Source organism: Mycolicibacterium brumae (assembly GCF_025215495.1).
GTDB lineage: Bacteria > Actinomycetota > Actinomycetes > Mycobacteriales > Mycobacteriaceae > Mycobacterium > Mycobacterium brumae.
The window spans coordinates 3873110-3891294 of record NZ_CP104302.1 but is presented as its reverse complement, the minus strand read 5'-3'; the positions used below and the strand labels follow the sequence as shown (position 1 = coordinate 3891294).

18 protein-coding genes and 1 pseudogene are annotated in these 18185 nt (G+C 69.3%); 13 read left to right on the top strand and 6 right to left on the bottom strand.

Annotation, left to right across the window (positions count from 1 at the left end):
• The first annotated feature begins 36 nt into the window (after positions 1-36).
• From L2Z93_RS18855 to arr, 3 genes are all read left to right on the top strand, one after another.
• Positions 37-615: a TetR/AcrR family transcriptional regulator gene (locus L2Z93_RS18855; protein WP_090587695.1), complete on the top strand. Its 579-nt coding sequence runs from the start codon at positions 37-39 to the stop codon at positions 613-615.
• Between the two features lie 31 nt (positions 616-646).
• The gene (locus L2Z93_RS18850; protein WP_090587698.1) at positions 647-1654 is read left to right on the top strand and encodes a zinc-dependent alcohol dehydrogenase family protein; all 1008 of its coding nucleotides are present in this window, start codon (positions 647-649) and stop codon (positions 1652-1654) included.
• A 115-nt stretch (positions 1655-1769) separates the two neighbouring features.
• Positions 1770-2192: an NAD(+)--rifampin ADP-ribosyltransferase gene (arr, locus tag L2Z93_RS18845; RefSeq protein ID WP_090587699.1), complete on the top strand. Its 423-nt coding sequence runs from the start codon at positions 1770-1772 to the stop codon at positions 2190-2192.
• A 7-nt stretch (positions 2193-2199) separates the two neighbouring features.
• On the opposite strand, the gene L2Z93_RS18840 is transcribed toward arr, so the two are convergent.
• Positions 2200-3057 (bottom strand): serine hydrolase, encoded by an 858-nt coding sequence (locus L2Z93_RS18840; protein ID WP_090587701.1) that lies wholly within the window; start codon positions 3055-3057, stop codon positions 2200-2202.
• Between the two features lie 57 nt (positions 3058-3114).
• Between L2Z93_RS18840 and L2Z93_RS18835 the strand changes: the two genes are divergently transcribed.
• The 4 genes from L2Z93_RS18835 to L2Z93_RS18820 all read left to right on the top strand — a co-directional run bounded on the left by L2Z93_RS18835 (position 3115) and on the right by L2Z93_RS18820 (position 7064).
• Entirely contained in the window at positions 3115-3882 is a 768-nt protein-coding gene (locus L2Z93_RS18835) for an isocitrate lyase/PEP mutase family protein (RefSeq protein WP_090587704.1), read from the top strand.
• Complete coding sequence (locus L2Z93_RS18830; RefSeq protein WP_090587707.1) at positions 3879-4628, top strand: SDR family oxidoreductase; 750 nt, start codon at positions 3879-3881, stop codon at positions 4626-4628. The genes L2Z93_RS18835 and L2Z93_RS18830 overlap by 4 nt, the downstream gene beginning before the upstream one ends.
• A 50-nt stretch (positions 4629-4678) precedes the next feature.
• Positions 4679-6013 carry an MFS transporter gene (locus L2Z93_RS18825; RefSeq protein WP_090587710.1) on the top strand — a complete coding sequence of 445 codons (1335 nt, stop codon included), beginning with the start codon at positions 4679-4681 and terminating at the stop codon, positions 6011-6013.
• A gap of 94 nt (positions 6014-6107) precedes the next feature.
• Positions 6108-7064: a VldE C-terminal domain-containing protein gene (locus L2Z93_RS18820; RefSeq protein ID WP_128111910.1), complete on the top strand. Its 957-nt coding sequence runs from the start codon at positions 6108-6110 to the stop codon at positions 7062-7064.
• Positions 7065-7082: 18 nt separating this feature from the next.
• Here L2Z93_RS18820 and L2Z93_RS18815 read toward each other — a convergent pair.
• From L2Z93_RS18815 to L2Z93_RS18805, 3 genes and pseudogenes are all read right to left on the bottom strand, one after another.
• Positions 7083-7480: pseudogene (locus L2Z93_RS18815) on the bottom strand (mycothiol transferase).
• A 153-nt stretch (positions 7481-7633) separates the two neighbouring features.
• A complete protein-coding gene (locus tag L2Z93_RS18810) occupies positions 7634-8398 on the bottom strand; it encodes an SDR family NAD(P)-dependent oxidoreductase (protein WP_090587715.1) in 765 nt (254 codons plus the stop codon).
• Between the two features lie 59 nt (positions 8399-8457).
• Positions 8458-9879, bottom strand: coding sequence for a serine hydrolase domain-containing protein (locus tag L2Z93_RS18805; RefSeq protein WP_090587718.1), 1422 nt, complete (start codon positions 9877-9879; stop codon positions 8458-8460).
• Between the two features lie 111 nt (positions 9880-9990).
• On the opposite strand from L2Z93_RS18805, the gene L2Z93_RS18800 reads away from it, so the two are divergent.
• From L2Z93_RS18800 to L2Z93_RS18775, 6 genes are all read left to right on the top strand, one after another.
• Positions 9991-11259, top strand: coding sequence for a sensor histidine kinase (locus tag L2Z93_RS18800; RefSeq protein ID WP_234786060.1), 1269 nt, complete (start codon positions 9991-9993; stop codon positions 11257-11259).
• Positions 11256-11900: a response regulator gene (locus tag L2Z93_RS18795; protein WP_090587906.1), complete on the top strand. Its 645-nt coding sequence runs from the start codon at positions 11256-11258 to the stop codon at positions 11898-11900. Before L2Z93_RS18800 ends, L2Z93_RS18795 begins: the two co-directional genes overlap by 4 nt.
• Before the next feature lie 72 nt (positions 11901-11972).
• The gene (locus L2Z93_RS18790) at positions 11973-12602 is read left to right on the top strand and encodes a TetR/AcrR family transcriptional regulator (protein ID WP_234786061.1); all 630 of its coding nucleotides are present in this window, start codon (positions 11973-11975) and stop codon (positions 12600-12602) included.
• 36 nt (positions 12603-12638) lie between these two features.
• Positions 12639-14519, top strand: a complete 1881-nt coding sequence (locus L2Z93_RS18785) for an alpha/beta hydrolase family protein (RefSeq protein ID WP_090587724.1) — start codon at positions 12639-12641, stop codon at positions 14517-14519.
• 42 nt (positions 14520-14561) lie between these two features.
• Positions 14562-15158: a TetR/AcrR family transcriptional regulator gene (locus L2Z93_RS18780; protein WP_090587727.1), complete on the top strand. Its 597-nt coding sequence runs from the start codon at positions 14562-14564 to the stop codon at positions 15156-15158.
• The gene (locus L2Z93_RS18775) at positions 15155-16723 is read left to right on the top strand and encodes an MDR family MFS transporter (protein ID WP_370745919.1); all 1569 of its coding nucleotides are present in this window, start codon (positions 15155-15157) and stop codon (positions 16721-16723) included. Before L2Z93_RS18780 ends, L2Z93_RS18775 begins: the two co-directional genes overlap by 4 nt.
• A gap of 17 nt (positions 16724-16740) precedes the next feature.
• On the opposite strand, the gene L2Z93_RS18770 is transcribed toward L2Z93_RS18775, so the two are convergent.
• A complete protein-coding gene (locus tag L2Z93_RS18770; protein ID WP_090587730.1) occupies positions 16741-17307 on the bottom strand; it encodes a TetR/AcrR family transcriptional regulator in 567 nt (188 codons plus the stop codon).
• Complete coding sequence (locus L2Z93_RS18765; protein WP_090587732.1) at positions 17307-18146, bottom strand: lysophospholipid acyltransferase family protein; 840 nt, start codon at positions 18144-18146, stop codon at positions 17307-17309. The genes L2Z93_RS18770 and L2Z93_RS18765 overlap by 1 nt, the downstream gene beginning before the upstream one ends.
• Positions 18147-18185 lie beyond the last annotated feature (39 nt).

Sequence of the window (18185 nt, the reverse complement as noted above, 5' to 3'; positions counted from 1 at the left end):
TCTTGAAACGGTTTGTGGGCCGGTTAGGTTCGAGGTATGGCTGAAACCCCTCCGGACGCCCGTCGGCGCAATGAATGCGCACGCAACGCCATCCTCGATGCCACGGTTTCGCTGATCGGCGAAGTGGGTTACGCCAACGTCTCGATTGAGGCGATTGCCCGGCGGGCAGGTGTCGGCAAGCAGACCATCTATCGCTGGTGGCCGTCCAAGGGCGCAGTGGTGCTCGACGCGGCGACCCGGAGCCTCGATCCGGTGGTCCTGCTCCCCGACACCGGGGACTTCCTGGACGACGTGCGCGCCCAACTCAAGGGCATCGTGGAGCGGATCGCGGACACTGGATTCGGGGCCGCCTACCGGGGCGTGATCGCCGCCGGCCAGTCCGACGACACGCTCCTGGAAGCCGTCTTCGACCGGATCATCGAGCCAAACGTCGGCGCCTTCGTAGCCCGGGCGGCGCGGGCAAGGGACCGCGACGAGATCCGCGCCGACGCCGATGTGGAGACCCTGGCCGACGTGCTGTACGGCTTCGTCGAGTTCCGGTTGCTGCATGCGCTACCGGTTGATCCGCGGCATATCGACGCCCTCGTGGAATTGGCGTTCCGCGGCGTGCGTTAAGCGCACAGGGGCAACGACGAGGAGTGCCAATATGACCGATTCGATGAAAGCCGTTGTGCTGACCCGGTTCGGCGGCCCCGACGCGTTCGAATTGCGTGACGTCGCCGTGCCGCCCGTCGGGCCCCGCCAGGTGCGGGTCCGTGTCCACGCGACCGCAATCAACCCGCTCGACTATCAGATCCGCCGCGGGGACTACCCGGATCAGGTGCCGCTCCCGGCGATCATCGGCCACGACATCTCCGGTGTGATCGAGGAAGTCGGATCCGACGTCATTGAATTCGGCGTCGGTGACGCCGTCTACTACACCCCGCGGATCTTCGGCGGCCCCGGCTCCTACGCCGAGCAGCACGTCGCCGACGTCGAGCTCGTCGGCCGGAAGCCGGAAAACCTCAGCCACCTGGAAGCCGCGAGCCTGACACTGGTCGGCGGAACCGTGTGGGAGTCCCTGGTGACCAGAGCCCAACTCGCCGTGGGGGAGACGATTCTCGTCCACGGCGGCGCGGGCGGAGTCGGCGCCATCGCCATTCAAGTCGCGAAGGCGGTCGGCGCGCGCGTCATCACCACCGCGAGGTCCGGCGACCACGAGTTCGTGCGCACGCTCGGGGCGGATGCTGCGATCGATTTCACCTCGGCGGACTACGTCCACGCCGTCGCCGAGCTGACCAGAGGCGCGGGAGTCGACGTCGTCTTCGACACCATCGGCGGCGACGCGCTGACCCGAAGTCCGTTGGCGCTAAACGACTTCGGACGTGTGGTAAGCATCGTCGATATCGCGCAGCCACAGAACCTCATCGAGGCGTGGGGCAAGAACGCGGCGTATCACTTCGTGTTCACCCGGCAGAACCGGGGAAAGCTGGACGCGCTCACCACGTTGGTGGAGCGTGGTCTGGTCCGGCCGGTGATCGGCGCGACCCTGCCGCTGGCACGAATCGGCGAGGCGCATGAACTCCTGGAGTGCCGGCGGGAGTATGCGCTGCGGGGCAAGGTTGCGATCGACGTCGCGGGCGACACGTTGGCGATTCCACCGCGCATTTCCTAGGGGACCGCGATTCCCCGCCTCCCATTCCAGGATAACCCGAGGTCGGGGGCTTGCCGCAAGGCCCCGGTGATACTGCATACTTGCCCCTTCCACCGTTGCGGCAGAAGGGATTTGGATGTCCGAGGCGCTTGAGGCAGGACCGTTCTTCCACGGCACCATCGCCAACCTGCGGGAGGGAGAACTCCTCACCGCGGGCCGCCCGTCGAACTACCGCCCGGAGATCGTGATGAACCACATCTACTTCACCGCGCGTGTCGATGGCGCGGGCCTGGCCGCGGAGATCGCCGCCGAACTCGCCGACGGTGACCCGGTCCCACGGGTGTATCAGGTGGAGCCCACCGGAGCATTCGAGGATGATCCGAACGTCACCGATAAGAAGTTCCCCGGCAACCCGACCCGGTCATTCCGCAGCGTCGCCCCGTTGCGCGTCCTGGCCGAGATCACCGAGTGGACGAGGCTGACTCCCGAGCAACTGCAGGAATGGCGGGAGCGGCTGACAAACCTGCTCGCGGACGAGCGCGCCGAGATCATCAACTGATGACGTCTCAGGCCTTGCCGCCCGGGAACATCGTCTTGACCGCCTGGGTGATGGTGTTGCGGGCGGTGGCCTCGTCGGTCGGCTGCAGCGAGCTGATCGCCATCACGTAGCGGCGATCGGCGCCGATGACGCCGGTGGAGACGTGCACCTGGTTGGCGCCGTTCCAGCAGCAGAACCAGCCCTGCTTGACCGCCACCGGTTCGCGGTAGAGGCCGTCGGGGATGCCGAACCGCTGCGGGTAGCCGTCGGCGCCCGAGGGGGCGAAGTGCGCCAGGTTGTTGATGATCACGTTGGCCTGCGCGACGGGCAAACCGCCGGCGCCGTTCAGCAGCATGTCGTAGTAGCGGACCAGGTCGCCGGCGGTGCTGGTGGTGACATCCCACTTCGCGGGCTGCCACGGCGCCGCGGTGCCGGTCAGCCCGTAGCGAGCGACGATCCGGCTGATGATGGCGCTCTGGCCGTTGCGGTCCCAGAACATCTGCGCGGCGCTGTCGTCGGAGAAGCGCAGCATGGAGTCCAGCGACTGCCGGTCGGCCGCCGACAGCGTGCCGCCGGACTCCTTCAACAGGTCGTCGGCGATGAACACCTTGACCACCGACGCGAGCGGGAAAGACTGGCCCGCGCCGCTGGAGAAGAACTGACCGCTGGAGCGGTCCAGAATCGCCGTCGTGATGTCGGCTCCGGCCGCGGACGCGTCGGCGGTGGCCTGACGCACCCGGGCGTCGAGCCCGGCCGGCGCCACTGCCGGCTCCGCCAGCGCCGGGGTGTCGGCCGTCGTCGTCGGCTCGGCGGCGGGAGCGCTGTGGGCATGTGCCGAGCAGCCGCCCACCAGCAGCGCCGCGGCAATGATGGCCAGTGTTCTCATTGCCCGAGTGTGGCTGGTGTGGGCCCCGAAGCGCGAATCGGAGGGCCACAATGAGATATGACCTCCCTCACAGAACTGGCCACCACCCTGAAGTCGCTGCACCGTAAGGGCGACCCCGTCGTCCTGCCCACCACCTGGGACGCCTGGTCGGCGAACACCGCCGTCGCCGCCGGGTTCGTCGCGCTCACAGTCGGCTCACACCCGATGGCTGATTCGATCGGCAGGTCCGACGGGGAAGGCATGTCCTTCGAGGAGGCGATGACGCGCGTCGCGCAGATCACCGCCGCGGCCCAGGTTCCGGTGTCGGTCGATATCGAATCCGGCTACGGCCAGCTCGCGCAGCGGCTGATCGACGGGTTGCTCGAAGCCGGGGCGGTGGGTCTGAACATCGAGGACACCGTGCACTCCGAGGACGGCCGGCTGCGTGAACCGCAGGAGCACGCCGACGTGATCGCTGCGCTGCGCGCGGCCTCCGACGCCGCCGGTGTGCACGTGGTGATCAACGCCCGCACCGACGTCATCCTCAAGAAGGTCGGCGACGAGGCCGATCGGGTGGACCGGGCGATCGCGCGACTGCGACTGTGCGCCGACGCGGGAGCGGATTCGCTGTACCCGGTCGGATTCCACGACGACGCCACCCTGCGCCGGCTCACCGACGAGCTGCCGCTGCCGGTCAACGCGATCGCGCATCCGGCCACCGGCGACTTGGCCGAACTGGCCGCCGCGGGTGCCGGGCGGATCAGTTTCGGGCCGCTGTGGCAGGCCGCTCTCACCGAGCGGTCCAACGAAATGCTGGCGCGCTGGGTGAAGGGATCGGAACAGTGAAGGTGACGGTGTTCGGAGCCCACGGCCTCGTCGGGTCGCTTCTCACCGAGACGCTGCGCCGGGAGGGGGAGGACGTGGTCGCGGCGTCCCGGCGCTCCGGTGTCGACATCTGCACGGGCGCCGGCGTGGCCAAGGCGCTGGCGGGCGCCGACGTGCTCGTCGACGTCACCGACTCGCCCTGGTACGGCGACGCCGAACTGATGTACTTCTTCACCCGGGGGACCGCCAACCTGCTCGAGGCGGCCCGCGCCGCCGGCGTCAGCCAGTACGTCGCGCTGTCCATCGTCGGCGTCGACCAGATCCCCGACAGCGGCTACATGCGGGCCAAGGTCGCCCAGGAAGAACTCATCGAGGAATCGGGTCTGCCGTACACCATCGTGCGGGCGACCCAGTTCCACGAATTCGCGCCGACGATCATCGACTCGCTGGTCGTTGAGAGCGACGACGACGTCGACGACGTGCACGACGTGCGGGTGCCGGACGCGCTGATCCAACCGATCGCCGCCGACGAGGTGGCGGCCTTCCTCGCCGAGGTCGTGGCCTCACCGCCACGCAATCACGTCAGCAACGTCGGCGGCCCGGAGAAGATCACCTTCGCGCAGATGGCCCGAGAGGTGCTGTCGCTGAGCCACGATGATCAGCGGGTGGTGGTCGACCCGACCGCGAAGTACTTCGGCGCGACGTTGAAGAAGGACAGCCTGGTCACCCGGGACGGGGCGATGTTGGCCTCGATCACCTTCGGCTGACCGGCGCCCATTCGGACTCCCGCGGGCGCCGTGCCACGATTCGGGGCGTGATGGCGCCCCGGGACTCCGACGAGCTGCGGGCCACCGGCCGGATGTCGTGGCCGGTGATGATCCCGCTGCTGGTCGGGATCCTCGCGCAGAGCCTCGCCGTCAGCATGATCAACACGGCGCTGCCCAAACTCGCGCGGGACCTGAGCGTCAACCCGGCGGACCAGGCCTGGGTGGTCAACATCTACCCGCTGGCGCTGGCCGCCGCGATCGTCCCGGCCGCCCGGTTCGGCGACCGCGCCGGACGCCGAACCGCCCTGGCGACCGGCGCCGCCGCGTTCGCGGTTCTGAGCGCGATCGCGCCGCTGCTTCCGGTGCCCGGACTGCTCGCGGCGCGACTCGGCCTCGGCGTCGCCGGCGCGCTCATCCTGGCGAACGTGGTGGCGACCATTGGCGCGGTGTTCACCGGGCACGCCCGCACGGTCGCCAACGGCCTGTGGGTGGCGGTGTTCGGCGCCGCCAACACCATCGGCCCGCTGGTCGGCGGTTACCTCACCGATCACTGGGGCTGGCAGTGGGTGTTCTGGATCTGCGTGCCGATCGCGGGCGCCGCGGCACTGCTCACCCGGATCGCGGTTCCGAACACCCGCGCGCCCTACTCGCCGCCGTGGCACCCCGGCTGGGTGCTGGTCGCCGCGGTCGGACTGGGGGCGACGGTCTACGGGGTGCAGCGTCTACCGTTCGCGCCGGGCGTCGGCGCTCTCGTCGCGGTGGCCGGGGGCGCGGTCCTGACCGTTTTCCTGCGCGCCCAGCGGCGGCTGCGGGACCCACTGCTGCGAGTGAGCCTGTTCGGCGACGGCGGGTTCTCGGCGGCAGTGGCGACCATCGTCGTCTCGGCGGGCATCACCCTCGGGGTGACCTACGTGACCAGCGTGCACCTGCAGGACGATCGGGGCTGGTCGGCGTCGGCGACCGGGCTGGTGCTGCTCTGGCAGGCGATCGCCACCACGGCGGGCGGCGTCCTCGCGCCGATGCTGGCCCGGATCGACCGCCGCGGGCTGGTGCTGCCCGCGGCGCTGCTGGCCCAGGCGGCGGGGCTGGCCTGGGCGGCCACCGACCCGGTGTCGATCGGGCCGCCGCTCGCGCTGATCGGCGCCGGATTCGGGGTGATCGGCACGCTCGGCACCACCGCGCTGTTCATTTCGTCGCCCCGCGACGCGGTGTCTCAGGTGGGCGTGGTGCAGGAGGTGTCCTTCGCTCTCGGCGCCGGACTGGGCATCGCCGTGCTCGCGGCGCTGATGGCGCCGTGGGGCTATTCCGGGGCGCTGGCCGCCGCGGCGGCCGGGGTCACGATAACCGCGGCCGTCACCGCCCGAGCGGGCCGGCCGCTGGCCTGACCCGGCAAGTTGGACAGGGACACCGCCGCTTACGTAACGTGGCTGGGCGATCAAGGCGCAGGGACAGGCAGTCGTGAAGATTCACCGACCATTCGTGGCGAAACTCGCCGGCCACCGACGGGTGGTCGGCGCCATCGCCGCAGCCGTGACCCTGGCCGCGGTCCTCGGTGGCCAGGCTGCCGCCGACCCGGCCCAGGACGACCTCGCCGATTTCACCGAGTTGTCCCGCCAGGTCGAGGAACTGTCCCAGACCATCGTCAACGCGCAACCGGATCTGGACAACAAGCTCAAACTGCTGAGCGAAGCCGACGCGAAGCACTCCGCGGACCTGGCCAACCTGGAAGCGACGAAACAGCAGTTGGCCGGCTACCAGAGCGCCGTCGACCAATTCGCGACGGCGGTCTACATGGGCGGTCGCACCGACAGCATGAGCGCGATCCTGACGGCCTCCTCGCCCGCGGACCTGATCGATCGGCTGGCCAGTCAGCGGGTGATCGGTTCCCAGATGACCGACCAGATGAACGGCCTACGCCAGGCGAACACCGACGCGCAAGCGGCGGCGACGGCCTCGCAAGAGTCGGCGACACAGGCCAAGGACGCCGTCGACGCCGCCGTCGCGGTGCGCTCGGACCTGCAGAACAAGCGCGCCGAACTCCGGCAGAAGATGGTCGCGGTCAACGCGAGCTACGCCAGGATCCCACCAGAGCAACAGGCCGCACTGACGCTGCCGACCGCGGCGGTGACCGAGGCGCTGGGGCCGATCGCGCCGATCCCGACCGTCGGCTTCAGCGGGCTGGTCCCGAACGCCCGGATGCTCGCGGACTACATCATGGCGACCTATCCCGGCGTGCAGTCGATCGGCGGCGTGCGCGCGGATCCGCTGCCGGATCACCCCAGCGGGCGAGCCATCGACATCATGATCGGGTCCGACATGGGCCTCGGTGACGCCATCAACGCCGACGTGCAGGCCCAGGCGGCGCGCTTCGGCGTCTCCTACACAATGTGGCGGGTGGCGGCGCACTTCGACCACGTGCACGTCACCGTCAACTGAGCCGCCGGACGGGGCGCTTCAGACGCCGGTCGCCCCGTCGATGCGCTCCCGGATCAGATCCGCGTGTCCGCAGTGCCGGGCGTACTCGGCGATCATGTGGAGGTAGATCCAGCGCAGACTGACTTCGCCGTCCATGAACGGACTGGTGTCATCGAGGGCTCGTTGCGCGCAGTTGGCGCGCGCTCGGCCGATCTCGTTCAGCCAGATCTCTTCGGCCGTCGAGTACGGCGACTGCGGGGACAGCGCGAACCCCCCGTCGTCAGGCCCGACGGGGGAACGGACGCGATCCGGAGTTGGGCCTGGTCGACGCCCGAGCACTTCGACGCCAGTGTCGCGCGGTAGAAGTCCAGCCAGCCTTCCAACGTGGTGCGCTCATCGCCGGCCGGCGGGGGCATCCGCCGCTCTATCGGGGTCATCTGCCGATAGTGCCAAACGCCTCGTTCCTCGGCAGCTTGACTCAGACGGTGCTGGTACGTCTGAGCTCTGCGCCGCCTCGTTCCTCGGCAGCTTGACTCAGACGGTGCTGGTACGTCTGAGCTCTGCGCCGCCTCGTTCCTCGGCAGCTTGACTCAGACGGCGGTGTACCCGCCGTCGGTGACCAGGATCGACCCGGTGATGAACGACGCGCCGTCGCCGGCCAGGAACACCACCGCTGGAGCGATCTCGTCGGGGGAGGCGGCGCGCTGCTGCGGGCAGTCCTCGATCCAGTACCGCTGGAAGTCGGGTCGGTCGACGTCGGCCATCTCGGTCTTGACGTAGCCGGGCGCCACCGCGTTGACCCGGATGCCGTACGGAGCCCATTCGACGGCCAGCGACTTGGTCAGGTGGTGCACCGCTGCCTTCGAGGCGTTGTAGGCGGGCTGCCACTGCGGACGATTGACGATCTCCCCGGACATGCTGCCGATATTGACGATGGAACCGCCGCCCTGGGCGCGCATCTGCGCGCCGACGGCCAGCGACGTCTTCCACAACGCTCGCACGTTGAGGTCGAAGACGTTCGCCCACTGCTCGTCGGTGACCTCGAAAGACGGTGCGTGATAACAGGTTCCGGCGTTGTTGACCAGGATGTCGATGCGGCCGCCGAGGCCCGCGAGGGCCACTTCGGTCATCGCGTCGACCTGGGCGTCGTCGGTGATGTCGGCGGTGATCGGCAATAGCGTGTGGCCGAGCTTCTCCGCTTCGGCGGCCGCGGCCAGGTTCGCTTCCTCCCGTCGTCCGGAGAACGCGACCTGCGCGCCGGCCGCGGCTAGGCCGAGCGCGAACGCCCTTCCGAGCCCCTGGTTCCCGCCGGTCACCAGTGCTGTTTTTCCGCTCAAGCTGAAGGGGGAGGTCATGGGCTCAAGCCTTCCACCTTCGAGCCGCGCCGATGCGGCGTTCCGGCAACGGAACCGGACTAGTTGCCGTACAGATGCAGCGCCTGTCCGGCCAGCGTGGCGATCTCCCCGCTGAGCCGGACGATCGGCGGTCCGCCGCGCTGGTGGATGACATTGCCGAGCACGATCACGTAGCTATCCGAACCCGGATCGATCCACACCGTCACCCCGGTGAACCCGGTGTGCCCGAAGCTGCCGACCGGGAAGATCCGGCCGCGCGGGCCGGAGTGCGGGGTGTCGATGTCCCACCCGAAGCCGCGCAGGTTGTCTGGGTCGGGTTGCTGCGGGGTGGTCATCGATTCCAGGGTGTCGCGCCGCAGCGGAAACGCGCTGGGGCGCCCGGCGAGCCGATCCAGCAGCGCCTGGGCGTAGCGGCCCAGGTCGGTCACCGTGGAGAACACTCCCGCGCTGCCGACCGCGCCGCCCATCCGGCGCGCCGTCGGATCATGCACCGTCCCGCGGATCAGGTGGCCGTAGTCGGGATTGAGCTCCGGCGGTCCTTCCTCGTCCAGCGATGTCGGGGCGATCCGGGCCAGCAGGTTGATGTCCCAGCTGTCCCCCGCGCATTCGGGGACCTCGGTGGCGTCGGGGTCGAAGGAGACCGCGTTGCCCAGAATCCGGCGCGGACCGCACGCCTTGGCCGGCGGGAGAAACCGGGTGTCCGTCATGCGCAGCGGCTCGAACACGTGTGTGCGGGCGTATTCGTCCAAGGGTTCGCCGCTGACGCGCTCCACCAGCTCCCCGAGCAGGATGAAGCCGGTGTCGGAGTAGTGGAAGGTTCCGGCGCGACCCGGTTCCAGCGGGGTGGCCAGGGCGCGGGCCAGGCCGTCGGCGCGGTCCGCCGCCGTCAACCCCCATGGCCCCTGATGACTCAGATCGCCACCCAGGCCCGAGGTGTGGGTGAGCAGCATCCGCAGCGTCACCGCGGAGCGCTCCGGATCGTCGTCGGGATTGAACTCCGGCAGATAGGTCTGGACCGGATCGTCAACCTGGACCAGGCCGCGTTCCTGCAATTGCATGACCGCGGTCGCGGTGGCGAAAATCTTTGTCAGAGAGGCGATGTCGAAGATGGTGTCGAGCGTCATCGGCTCCGCGGCCGACGGTTTGCCATCCAGGCCCGGTTCGCCGGCCAGTTTGCGCACCCCGAAGGCCTGCCGATAGACGACCTCGCCGCCGTGCCCGATCTGCACCACCGCGCCCGGCAGCCGCGGGGCCGCGATCGCGTTGTTCACGGCCTCGGCGATGGCGGGCATGTCCCCGACCGGCGGGGTCGTCGAGGGCGGCGCCGTCGGGACCGGATGGGGCAGCGAGACCGTTGTGGTGGTGGACGTGATCGTGGCGGTGGGTGGCGCCGGCGTCGCGCAGGACGACAGCCCGGCCAGGCCCAGCACGACGGCCGCTGCGGTGGCGCACCGTTTCAGCGCCGGCGAGGACACCGTCATCCCGTCGACGCTACAAGCGCCGCGGGGCCACCCGCGGTGGGGATAGCCCTACCCTGAAGAGGCGGGCCCGCCAGATGGGAGCGAAGCCGACCGATGCCTAGCGTCAGAAGCATGAGTGACAACGTTGGGTTCCTGCGCCAGCTCGGTATCGACACCGGATACGTCCTGCTCGGCTTCCCGCTCGCGGTGGCGAGCTTCAGCGTGCTGGTCACCGGATTGGCCGCCGGGTTGGGCACCCTGGTGATCGGCGTCGGGCTGCTGGTGATCGCCGTGACGCTGCTGGTGGCCAGGGTGTTCGCCGATATCGAGCGGTACCGCATCCCCGCTGTGCTGCGCCGGCCGCCGATCCGGCCGGCGTATCCGAGCGCCCAGCCGGGATCCGGTTTCTGGCGGCGGATTCTCACGCCGATCACCTCGACCCAGTCCTGGCTCGACGCCGCGCACGGCATCGTCATCTTCCCCGTCGCCACAGCTGCCTTCTGTGTCGTGGTGAGTTGGTGGGCGGTCGCTCTGGCCGGTGTCACCACCATCGCCTGGGACTGGGCCATCCCGCGGGGCCCGGACAATCAGTCGCTGGCGCAGCTGATCGGGCTCGGTGACAGCACCGCCGCGCGCGTCGCCTTCCAGACCGCCGTCGGTGTGCTGTGCCTGCTCACCCTGCCGCTCGTGGTGCGCGGTTGCGCGTTGCTGGCGGCGTCGGTGAGCCGCCTGCTGCTGGTCGGGGTGGCCGAGATGCGCCAGACGATCTCGGTGCTGACCGAGCAGAAGCAGGCGGCGGCCTCGGCGGAGGCCACGGCGCTGCGCCGCCTGGAGCGCGACATCCATGACGGCCCGCAGCAGCGGCTGGTGCGGCTCGCGATGGACCTGAGTCGGGCCCGCCAGCAGGTGGACCGCAATCCGGAGGCGCTGCCGGTGGCCCTGGACGAGGCGCTCGGGCTGACCCAGGAGACCCTGGACGAACTGCGGGCGCTGTCCCGCGGTATCGCCCCGCCGGTGTTGGTCGACCGCGGTCTGCCCGGCGCGGTGTCGGCGCTGGCCGTGCGGTGCTCCGTCCCGACAGGCCTCGACGTCGACCCCACGCTCGGCGCCGCCGAGGGGCGGGTGGATCTTGCGGTGGAGTCCGCCGCCTATTTCGTCGTCGCCGAGGCGTTGACCAACGTCGCCAAACACAGCGGCGCCGGGCGGTGTCGGGTCGCGGTGGCACGGGAGCAGGGCGTGCTGCGCGTCGAGATCGCCGATGACGGCGTCGGCGGCGCGCAGCTGGATAAGGGGCACGGCCTGGCCGGCCTGGACGACCGGGTCCGGGCCCTCGGCGGCGCGCTGAGCATCTCCAGCCCGGGCGGCGGCCCGACGACGATCGGGGCCCGGCTGCCGTGTTGAGGGTTGTGGTCGCCGACGATTCGGTGCTGCTGCGGGAAGGTCTGATCCGGCTGCTGACGGAGAACGGGCACCGGGTGGTCGCCGCCGTGGGGGACGGGCCGGCGCTGGTCGCGGCCATTGAAGAGCACCGGCCCGACATCTCGGTGGTCGACGTCCGGATGCCGCCGTCGCATACCGACGAGGGGCTGCGCGCCGCGGTGGAAGCGCGCCGCAGGGCGCCGCGCACGCCGATCCTGGTGCTGTCGCAGTACGTGGAGGTCTCCTACGCCGACGATCTGCTCGCCGACGGCTCCGGCGCCGTCGGCTATCTGCTCAAGGACCGGGTCACCGCGATCGAGGAGTTCCTGGACGCGCTGGAACGGGTGGCCGCGGGCGCCGCGGTGCTCGACCGAGAGGTGGTCGCGCAGTTGCTGGTTCGGCGCCGCCGCGACGATCCGCTGCGGGATTTGACCCCGCGGGAGCGTGATGTGCTCGCGCTGATGGCGGAGGGCCGATCCAACGCCAATATCGCGCGTGCCCTGGTCGTCGGTGACGGCGCGGTGGAGAAGCACATTCGCAATATCTTCGCCAAGCTCGTGCTGCCGCCGGATGACGAGCAACACCGACGGGTGCTCGCGGTGCTGGCGTATTTACGCAGCTAGTGGGGCCTCCTTGACGAAGCTGTCACTTAGTGCCACATTGGACCTGTCACTAAGTGACAGGAGGTGGTAAAGGTGGTCGCCGAGTCGGCGTCGTCCCGAATCGAGCAGGCGCGCCTGGAGGTGTCCCGGCACGCCTGCGCGCTGTTCTGGGATCGAGGAGTCGCGCGCACCAGCGGCGACGACATCGCCGCTGCCGCAGGCGTTTCCACCCGAACCGTCTGGCGGTACTTCCGCTGTAAGGAGAGCTGCGTCGAGCCCATCCTGGGTCGCTCCGCGCAGCGGTTCGTCGCTCAGGCGCGGCGCTGGCCGGCGGAATTGTCGCTGGTCGATCACATGGCCGCCGATCTCGCGGCGAACCCGCTCACCGAGCAGGAACTCGCCGACGAGATCAGCGCGCTGCGGATCATCACCCTCTCGGTCTCCGAGCCTGCCCTTCGCAGCGGGTTCCTGATGGTGCACGACGAGATGGAGCGGCAGTTCGTTCCGATCGTCGCGCGCCGACGCGGGGTGCCCGAAGACGATCTGACGGTGCGCCTCGACGCCGCCGCGGTGTCTGCGGCGTTTCGCGTCATCGACGAGGACGTCGGCCGCAGGGCCATCCTCGAGAAGGAGAAGATCAGCCAGGCCGAGGCGCTGGCGCTGATCGACCGAGCGATCCGGGACGCCACCAACGGCCGGCTGGGCGGACCCGTCACCTCCTGAATCATCCATGTCCCCAATCGGATTGGAATCAACACCGTGGCATTGCCCGACCTGATCGCCGTCGAGGACTTCTTCCGTCCGCCGGAGCGCACGATGGCGAGCATCTCGCCCGACGGAACCCGGATGGCGTTCCTGGCCCCCTGGCGTAACCGCCTCAACCTGTGGGTAGAAGACCTCGACGCCGAGAATCCGGCGCCTAGGTGTGTGACCGCGGACGCGAATCGCAGTGTGCACCACTATGATTGGACCGATGATCCGCGCTGGATGATCTACCTGCAGGACACCGGCGGGGATGAGAACTGGCATGCTTTCCGCGTCGACCTGGACGATCCCGAGGCGGGCGCGGTCGATCTGACGCCCTTCCCCGGCGCCTTGGCCGTCCCGGTGCGAGATGTCAAGAACGGCAAGACCACCATTCTGACGAACAGGCGCATTCCGACGCAGATGGACGCCTACGAGCTTGATATCCCGACTGGCGAACTCACCCTCCTCGCCGAGAACCCGGGCCACATCACCAGCTGGTTGTCCAGCGACAAGGGTGATCTGCTGGCCACCGCGCTGAACGACGACGGCAACCTGGAGATATCCGAATACGACAGCGGCACAGGGGCTTTGCGCCCCATCGTGACGTTCGACGGCGCGGACTGGCCGACCGGCGTCCATCCGCTGGTGATCACTCCGGACGGAACCGGCCTGTGGGCGGGTTCCTATCGGGGAACCGACCGGACGCAGATCGTGCACATCGATCTGAGCACCGGCGTGGAAACCGAGGTGGACAGCCACCCGGAATTCGACGTCGACCCACGCGGTCTGGTCAGCCCTGTCATCCCGGCGGCGCTGATTCAGGACCGCCGCACCGGTGACCTGCTGGGTGTGCGCTATCTGCGTGAGCGACAGGTGATTCGCGCGCTCGACGAGCGATTCGCGGACGTGCTGGAGAACCTGGCGAAGCTCTCGGACGGGGATATCGGCCGGATCTCCTCCGATGAAGAGGGCCGACGCTGGATCGTCGGCTTTGTCCACGATCGCGATCCTGGGGCGACCTATCTCTACGACCATCAGACCGGCGAGCACCGGCTGCTGTTCCGGCCGTACCCCGACCTGGATCCGGAGCAACTCGCGCCGATGGAGCCGGTGACCATCACCGCGCGTGACGGCTTGGAGTTGCATTCCTATCTGACCCTGCCGCCGGGGGTGGAGCCCGCCGGGCTGCCGCTGGTGCTGGTGGTGCACGGTGGCCCGTGGTTCCGGGACAGCTGGATCTACGACGCTGGCGCCCAGGTGCTGGCCAACCGCGGATACGCGGTGCTGCAGGTGAACTTCCGCGGCTCGGTGGGCTACGGCAAGGCGTTCATGAAGGCCGCCATTGGTGAATTCGCCGGCAAGATGCACGACGACCTGATCGACGGGGTGCGCTGGGCGGTGGACCGGGGTTTGGCCGACCCGGAGCGGGTGGCGATCCTGGGCGGGTCCTACGGCGGATACGCGGCGCTGGTCGGGGTCACCTTCACCCCGGATGTGTTCGCCGCCGCCGTCGACTATGTCGGGATCTCCGACCTCTCCAACTTCATGCGGACCCTGCCCGCTGTCGCGCGTCCGCACCTGGCCAACAACTGGCATCTCTACGTGGGCGACCCGGACGATCCGGAGCAGTTGGCCGACATGATGGCGCGTTCGCCGATCACCCAGGTCGACCAGATCCGCACTCCGCTGCTGGTCATCCAGGGCGCCAATGACGTCCGCGTCGTGCAGGCCGAGTCGGACAATCTGGTGCGGGCGCTGCGGGCGCGCGGCGTGGAGGTCGACTACCTGATCCAGTCGGATGAGGGCCACGGCGCGGTCAACCCGGAGAACACCCTGGCGATCTGGACGGCCATCACGGAGTTCCTCGGCAAGCACCTGGGCGGCCGCGTCTGACTTTTTGTTGCACTGATGCAAATACTGCATTAGCGTAAAGATATGAGCACGACGATTGGGCTGCGCGAACGACGGCGACTCGAGGTGCTGCGGGACCTCAATGACGCCGCGGTGACGCTGACGGAGAAAGCCGGGTTCGGCGACGCGACCATCGACCTGATCGCTGAGCGGGCCGGGGTGTCGCGGCGGACCTTCTTCAACTACTACGCCTCGAAGGAGGACGCCGTGCTCGGTGTCGTGCCGCCGACGGTGTCCGAGCAGGTCCTGGCGGTCTACGACTCCGACGACGGGGACCGGTTCAGCCGCACCGTCCGGCTCATCGTGTCGATCATCCATTCCACCCTGGTCGACGGCGTGGCGGTCGCGCAGCGCCGCGCGCTGATCGCGCAATACCCGCAGCTGCGGGAACGGATGTCCCAGCACATGGCCGCCGCCGAGGCGCTGGCCGAGACGGTGCTGGGGGAGCGGGCCGCGGCGCTCGGCGCGCCGGCCGAACCCCCGGGGGTGTTGGCCATGCTCGCGAGCGCAGTGCTGCGCCACGCCTACTCCCGTGACCCGCACGCGCTGGAATCCGCGGACTCACCGGCCATCGAGGCGTCCATCGCGGCCTTCCGCGACGCCATCCGGGAGCTGGCGTGACAGCCACCGACACCGTTCCACGTGAAACCGGGGCCACCAAGCACCTCGGTCTGTTCTTCGCGAGCCTGATGGTCACGATGCTGCTCGCGTCGCTCAACCAGACTGTGCTCTCCACGGCGTTGCCCACCATTGTCGGCGACCTGCACGGCGTGAACCAGATGACCTGGGTCATCACCAGCTACATTCTGGCGTCCACCATCGTCATGCCGGTCTACGGCCGAATCGGCGATCTGCTGGGCCGACGACCGGTGCTGCTCGTCGCGATCTCATTGTTCATCGTCGGCTCCGTGGTGGGGGCGCTGGCCGGCAACATCGAATGGCTCATCGTCGGCCGCGCCATCCAGGGCCTCGGCGGCGGTGGGTTGATCATCCTGTCCCAGGCCGCCATCGCCGACGTCGTGCCCGCCCGCGAACGCGGCCGCTACATGGGCATCATGGGCGCCGTTTTCGCGGTGTCCTCGGTGGCCGGACCGCTACTCGGCGGCTGGTTCACCGAGGGCCCGGGCTGGCGGTGGGCGTTCTGGATCAACCTGCCACTGGGCGTCGCCGCGGCGCTGGCTGTCATCGCCTTCCTGCGCATCCCGCGCGCGGATCGCACCGACCGGCCGACCATCGACTACCTGGGCGCGATGCTGACCGCCATCGCCACCACGGCGATCGTGCTGGTCTGCACCTGGGGCGGTGGCACCTACCCGTGGGACTCGCCGCAGATTCTCGGGCTGATCGCGACCGCCGTGATCGCCGGCGCGCTGTTCGTCTTCGCGGAGACCAGGGCCGCCCAACCGATCATCCCGATGTACCTGTTCAAGGACCGGGACTTCACCCTCAGCACGGTCGCGGGTTTGCTGTTCGGTGTCGCCATGTTCGGCGCCATCGGCTATCTGCCGACCTACCTGCAGATGTCGGCCGGCGTCACCGCGACGCAGGCCGGGATGCTGATGGTCCCGATGATGGGTGGTCTGCTGGGCGCGTCGATCACCACCGGCCAGTTGGTCTCGCGGACCGGACGCTACAAGCGGTACCCGATCGCGGGCGCGCTGCTGATGGCGATCGGACTGGCGCTGATCTCCGCGGCGCACACCGACACCCCGCTGTGGATGATCTGCGGGTGCCTGACGATCATCGGGATCGGGATCGGCATGGGTCTGCAGATCCTGGTGCTGATCGTCCAGAACGCCTTCCCGGCGTCGATCGTGGGCACGGCCACGGCGTCGACGAACTACTTCCGGCAGGTCGGCGCCAGCATCGGCTCGGCGGTGGTGGGTTCGGTGTTCGCGCAGCGCCTCGTCGACCAACTCTCCGCGCGGCTACCGGCCGGCGCGGGGGGCGTCGACACCCACTCGTTCACCCCGGCGATGGTCGCGCACCTGCCCGACGCAGTCCGGGTCGAGATCGTGGAGGCCTACAACACCGCGCTGCTGCCGATCTTCGCCTACATGGTTCCGCTGGCGCTGGCCGCCGCGCTCGCGATGTGCTTCGTTCGGGAGCGCCCGCTGGCCACCTCGGTGGAGCGGGACATCACCGCGGAATGCCTGGCCGAGGGCCAGCTGATCATCGAGAAGTAACGCTCGGCGCGCAGTCGTCAGCGCCGGCTCGGTGCGATGATCCGGGCGGCGGCCTCGACGGCCGCGGCCCTGCGCCCGGCGACGACGGCGGCGTCGTCGGCGCCGGCGGCCGGGTGCGGCCAGCCCGCCCAGGACAGCGCCAACCCGAACAGCATCACGATCAGTTCCTCCGGGTCCCAGCCGGCGTCGATGTGGCCGGATCTCTGCCCGGTGGCGACCACGTCGATGGCCGGCGGGGGCACGGCGGGGGTGTCCGGTGGCAGCAGGCTGAGGCCTTCCAACCGGGCCCAGGTCACCATCCGCAGATGCTCGGGGTTGGCGCGGGCGAGGTCGTAGATCTCGCCGACGAACTCGGCCAGCGCGTCCGGACGGGGGAGCACGGCGGTGAAGAACCGGGCGGCGTCGGCGGTGACCACCTCCCGGAAAAGGGTCTCCTTGTCGCCGAAATGGGCGTACAGGCGTTCCTTGCTGGCGCGGGCGTTCTTCGCCACCCGGTCGATGCGCGCGCCGGCCAGACCGTACCGAGCGAACTCCTCCCGAGCCGCGGTCAGGATTTCGCCGCGCAGTTCTTCCCCGTTGCGCATCAGGCCGTCGGCATCAGCGCGGACGTCCAGGACAACGGGTTCAGCGAACGGTAGGGATCCGATTCGCGCAGCCGCTGCAACGCGGCGAGCTCGGATTCCAGCTGGGCCTGGACCCGGTCCTTGACCGTGGTGACCCACGCCGCCTCGGTGACATCGGCCGGTTTCGTGGTGTCCACCACCGGGCCGAACCGCAGGTACATCCGCTGCGGCTGGGCGATGAGCGTCGGCCCGATGCCACGGATGAGTGGCATCGCCATGTCGGAGCGCCCGGTGAGTCGTTCGGTGATCCAAGTGCTGGCCCGGCCGTAGAGCCCGTCGCGGCTGGTGAGCGGCGTGTAGAGGTCGTCGCCGCCGACGAGCGCGGCGGTGACGATCGGGTAGTCGTGCGCGATGGCGACGCGCGCGAACCCGTACCGGTTGTGCCAGCGCAGCTGGTACTGCTCGCCCCGGAACTTGCCGATCTCGCGACCGCCGCCGGGGAAGACCAGGATCGGGCGGTTCTCCCGCATGAGTTGCGACGCGGACTCCGGGGAGCCGACGACGGCGCCGAACGCCGCCAGCAGGTCGGCCTGCGGCCCGCCCATCTTCCCGAACTGCCGGTCTGCCAGCGGCCGCAACTGCCGGCCGAGGTGGTGGCGGATGTAATAGGCGGGCAGCACGGCCTCGGGGAAGCCGGCCTGGGTGTGGTTGCCGACGAGCAGGAATCGGCCGTCGGCCGGCAGGTTCTCCAGGCCGTCGACATACGGGCGGTACAGCTCGAGCACCGGGCCCAGGTTGTCGGCCGCGACGCCGAGCGCCGAGCGCATCAACCGCTGGGTCAGCGAATCCGGATTCTGCATGCCTCCGAGACTAGCAGAGAGCCAAACGAACTAGTTTGT

What these genes read in the sequence shown, in the direction of transcription:
- L2Z93_RS18855 (WP_090587695.1), top strand. Translation starts at nt 37, where the DNA reads ATGGCTGAAACCCCTCCGGACGCCCGTCGGCGCAATGAATGCGCACGC.
- L2Z93_RS18850 (WP_090587698.1), top strand. Translation starts at nt 647, where the DNA reads ATGACCGATTCGATGAAAGCCGTTGTGCTGACCCGGTTCGGCGGCCCC.
- arr (WP_090587699.1), top strand. Translation starts at nt 1,770, where the DNA reads ATGTCCGAGGCGCTTGAGGCAGGACCGTTCTTCCACGGCACCATCGCC.
- L2Z93_RS18840 (WP_090587701.1), bottom strand. Translation starts at nt 3,057, where the DNA reads ATGAGAACACTGGCCATCATTGCCGCGGCGCTGCTGGTGGGCGGCTGC.
- L2Z93_RS18835 (WP_090587704.1), top strand. Translation starts at nt 3,115, where the DNA reads ATGACCTCCCTCACAGAACTGGCCACCACCCTGAAGTCGCTGCACCGT.
- L2Z93_RS18825 (WP_090587710.1), top strand. Translation starts at nt 4,679, where the DNA reads ATGGCGCCCCGGGACTCCGACGAGCTGCGGGCCACCGGCCGGATGTCG.
- L2Z93_RS18810 (WP_090587715.1), bottom strand. Translation starts at nt 8,398, where the DNA reads ATGACCTCCCCCTTCAGCTTGAGCGGAAAAACAGCACTGGTGACCGGC.
- L2Z93_RS18805 (WP_090587718.1), bottom strand. Translation starts at nt 9,879, where the DNA reads ATGACGGTGTCCTCGCCGGCGCTGAAACGGTGCGCCACCGCAGCGGCC.
- L2Z93_RS18800 (WP_234786060.1), top strand. Translation starts at nt 9,991, where the DNA reads ATGAGTGACAACGTTGGGTTCCTGCGCCAGCTCGGTATCGACACCGGA.
- L2Z93_RS18780 (WP_090587727.1), top strand. Translation starts at nt 14,562, where the DNA reads ATGAGCACGACGATTGGGCTGCGCGAACGACGGCGACTCGAGGTGCTG.
- L2Z93_RS18770 (WP_090587730.1), bottom strand. Translation starts at nt 17,307, where the DNA reads ATGCGCAACGGGGAAGAACTGCGCGGCGAAATCCTGACCGCGGCTCGG.
- L2Z93_RS18765 (WP_090587732.1), bottom strand. Translation starts at nt 18,146, where the DNA reads ATGCAGAATCCGGATTCGCTGACCCAGCGGTTGATGCGCTCGGCGCTC.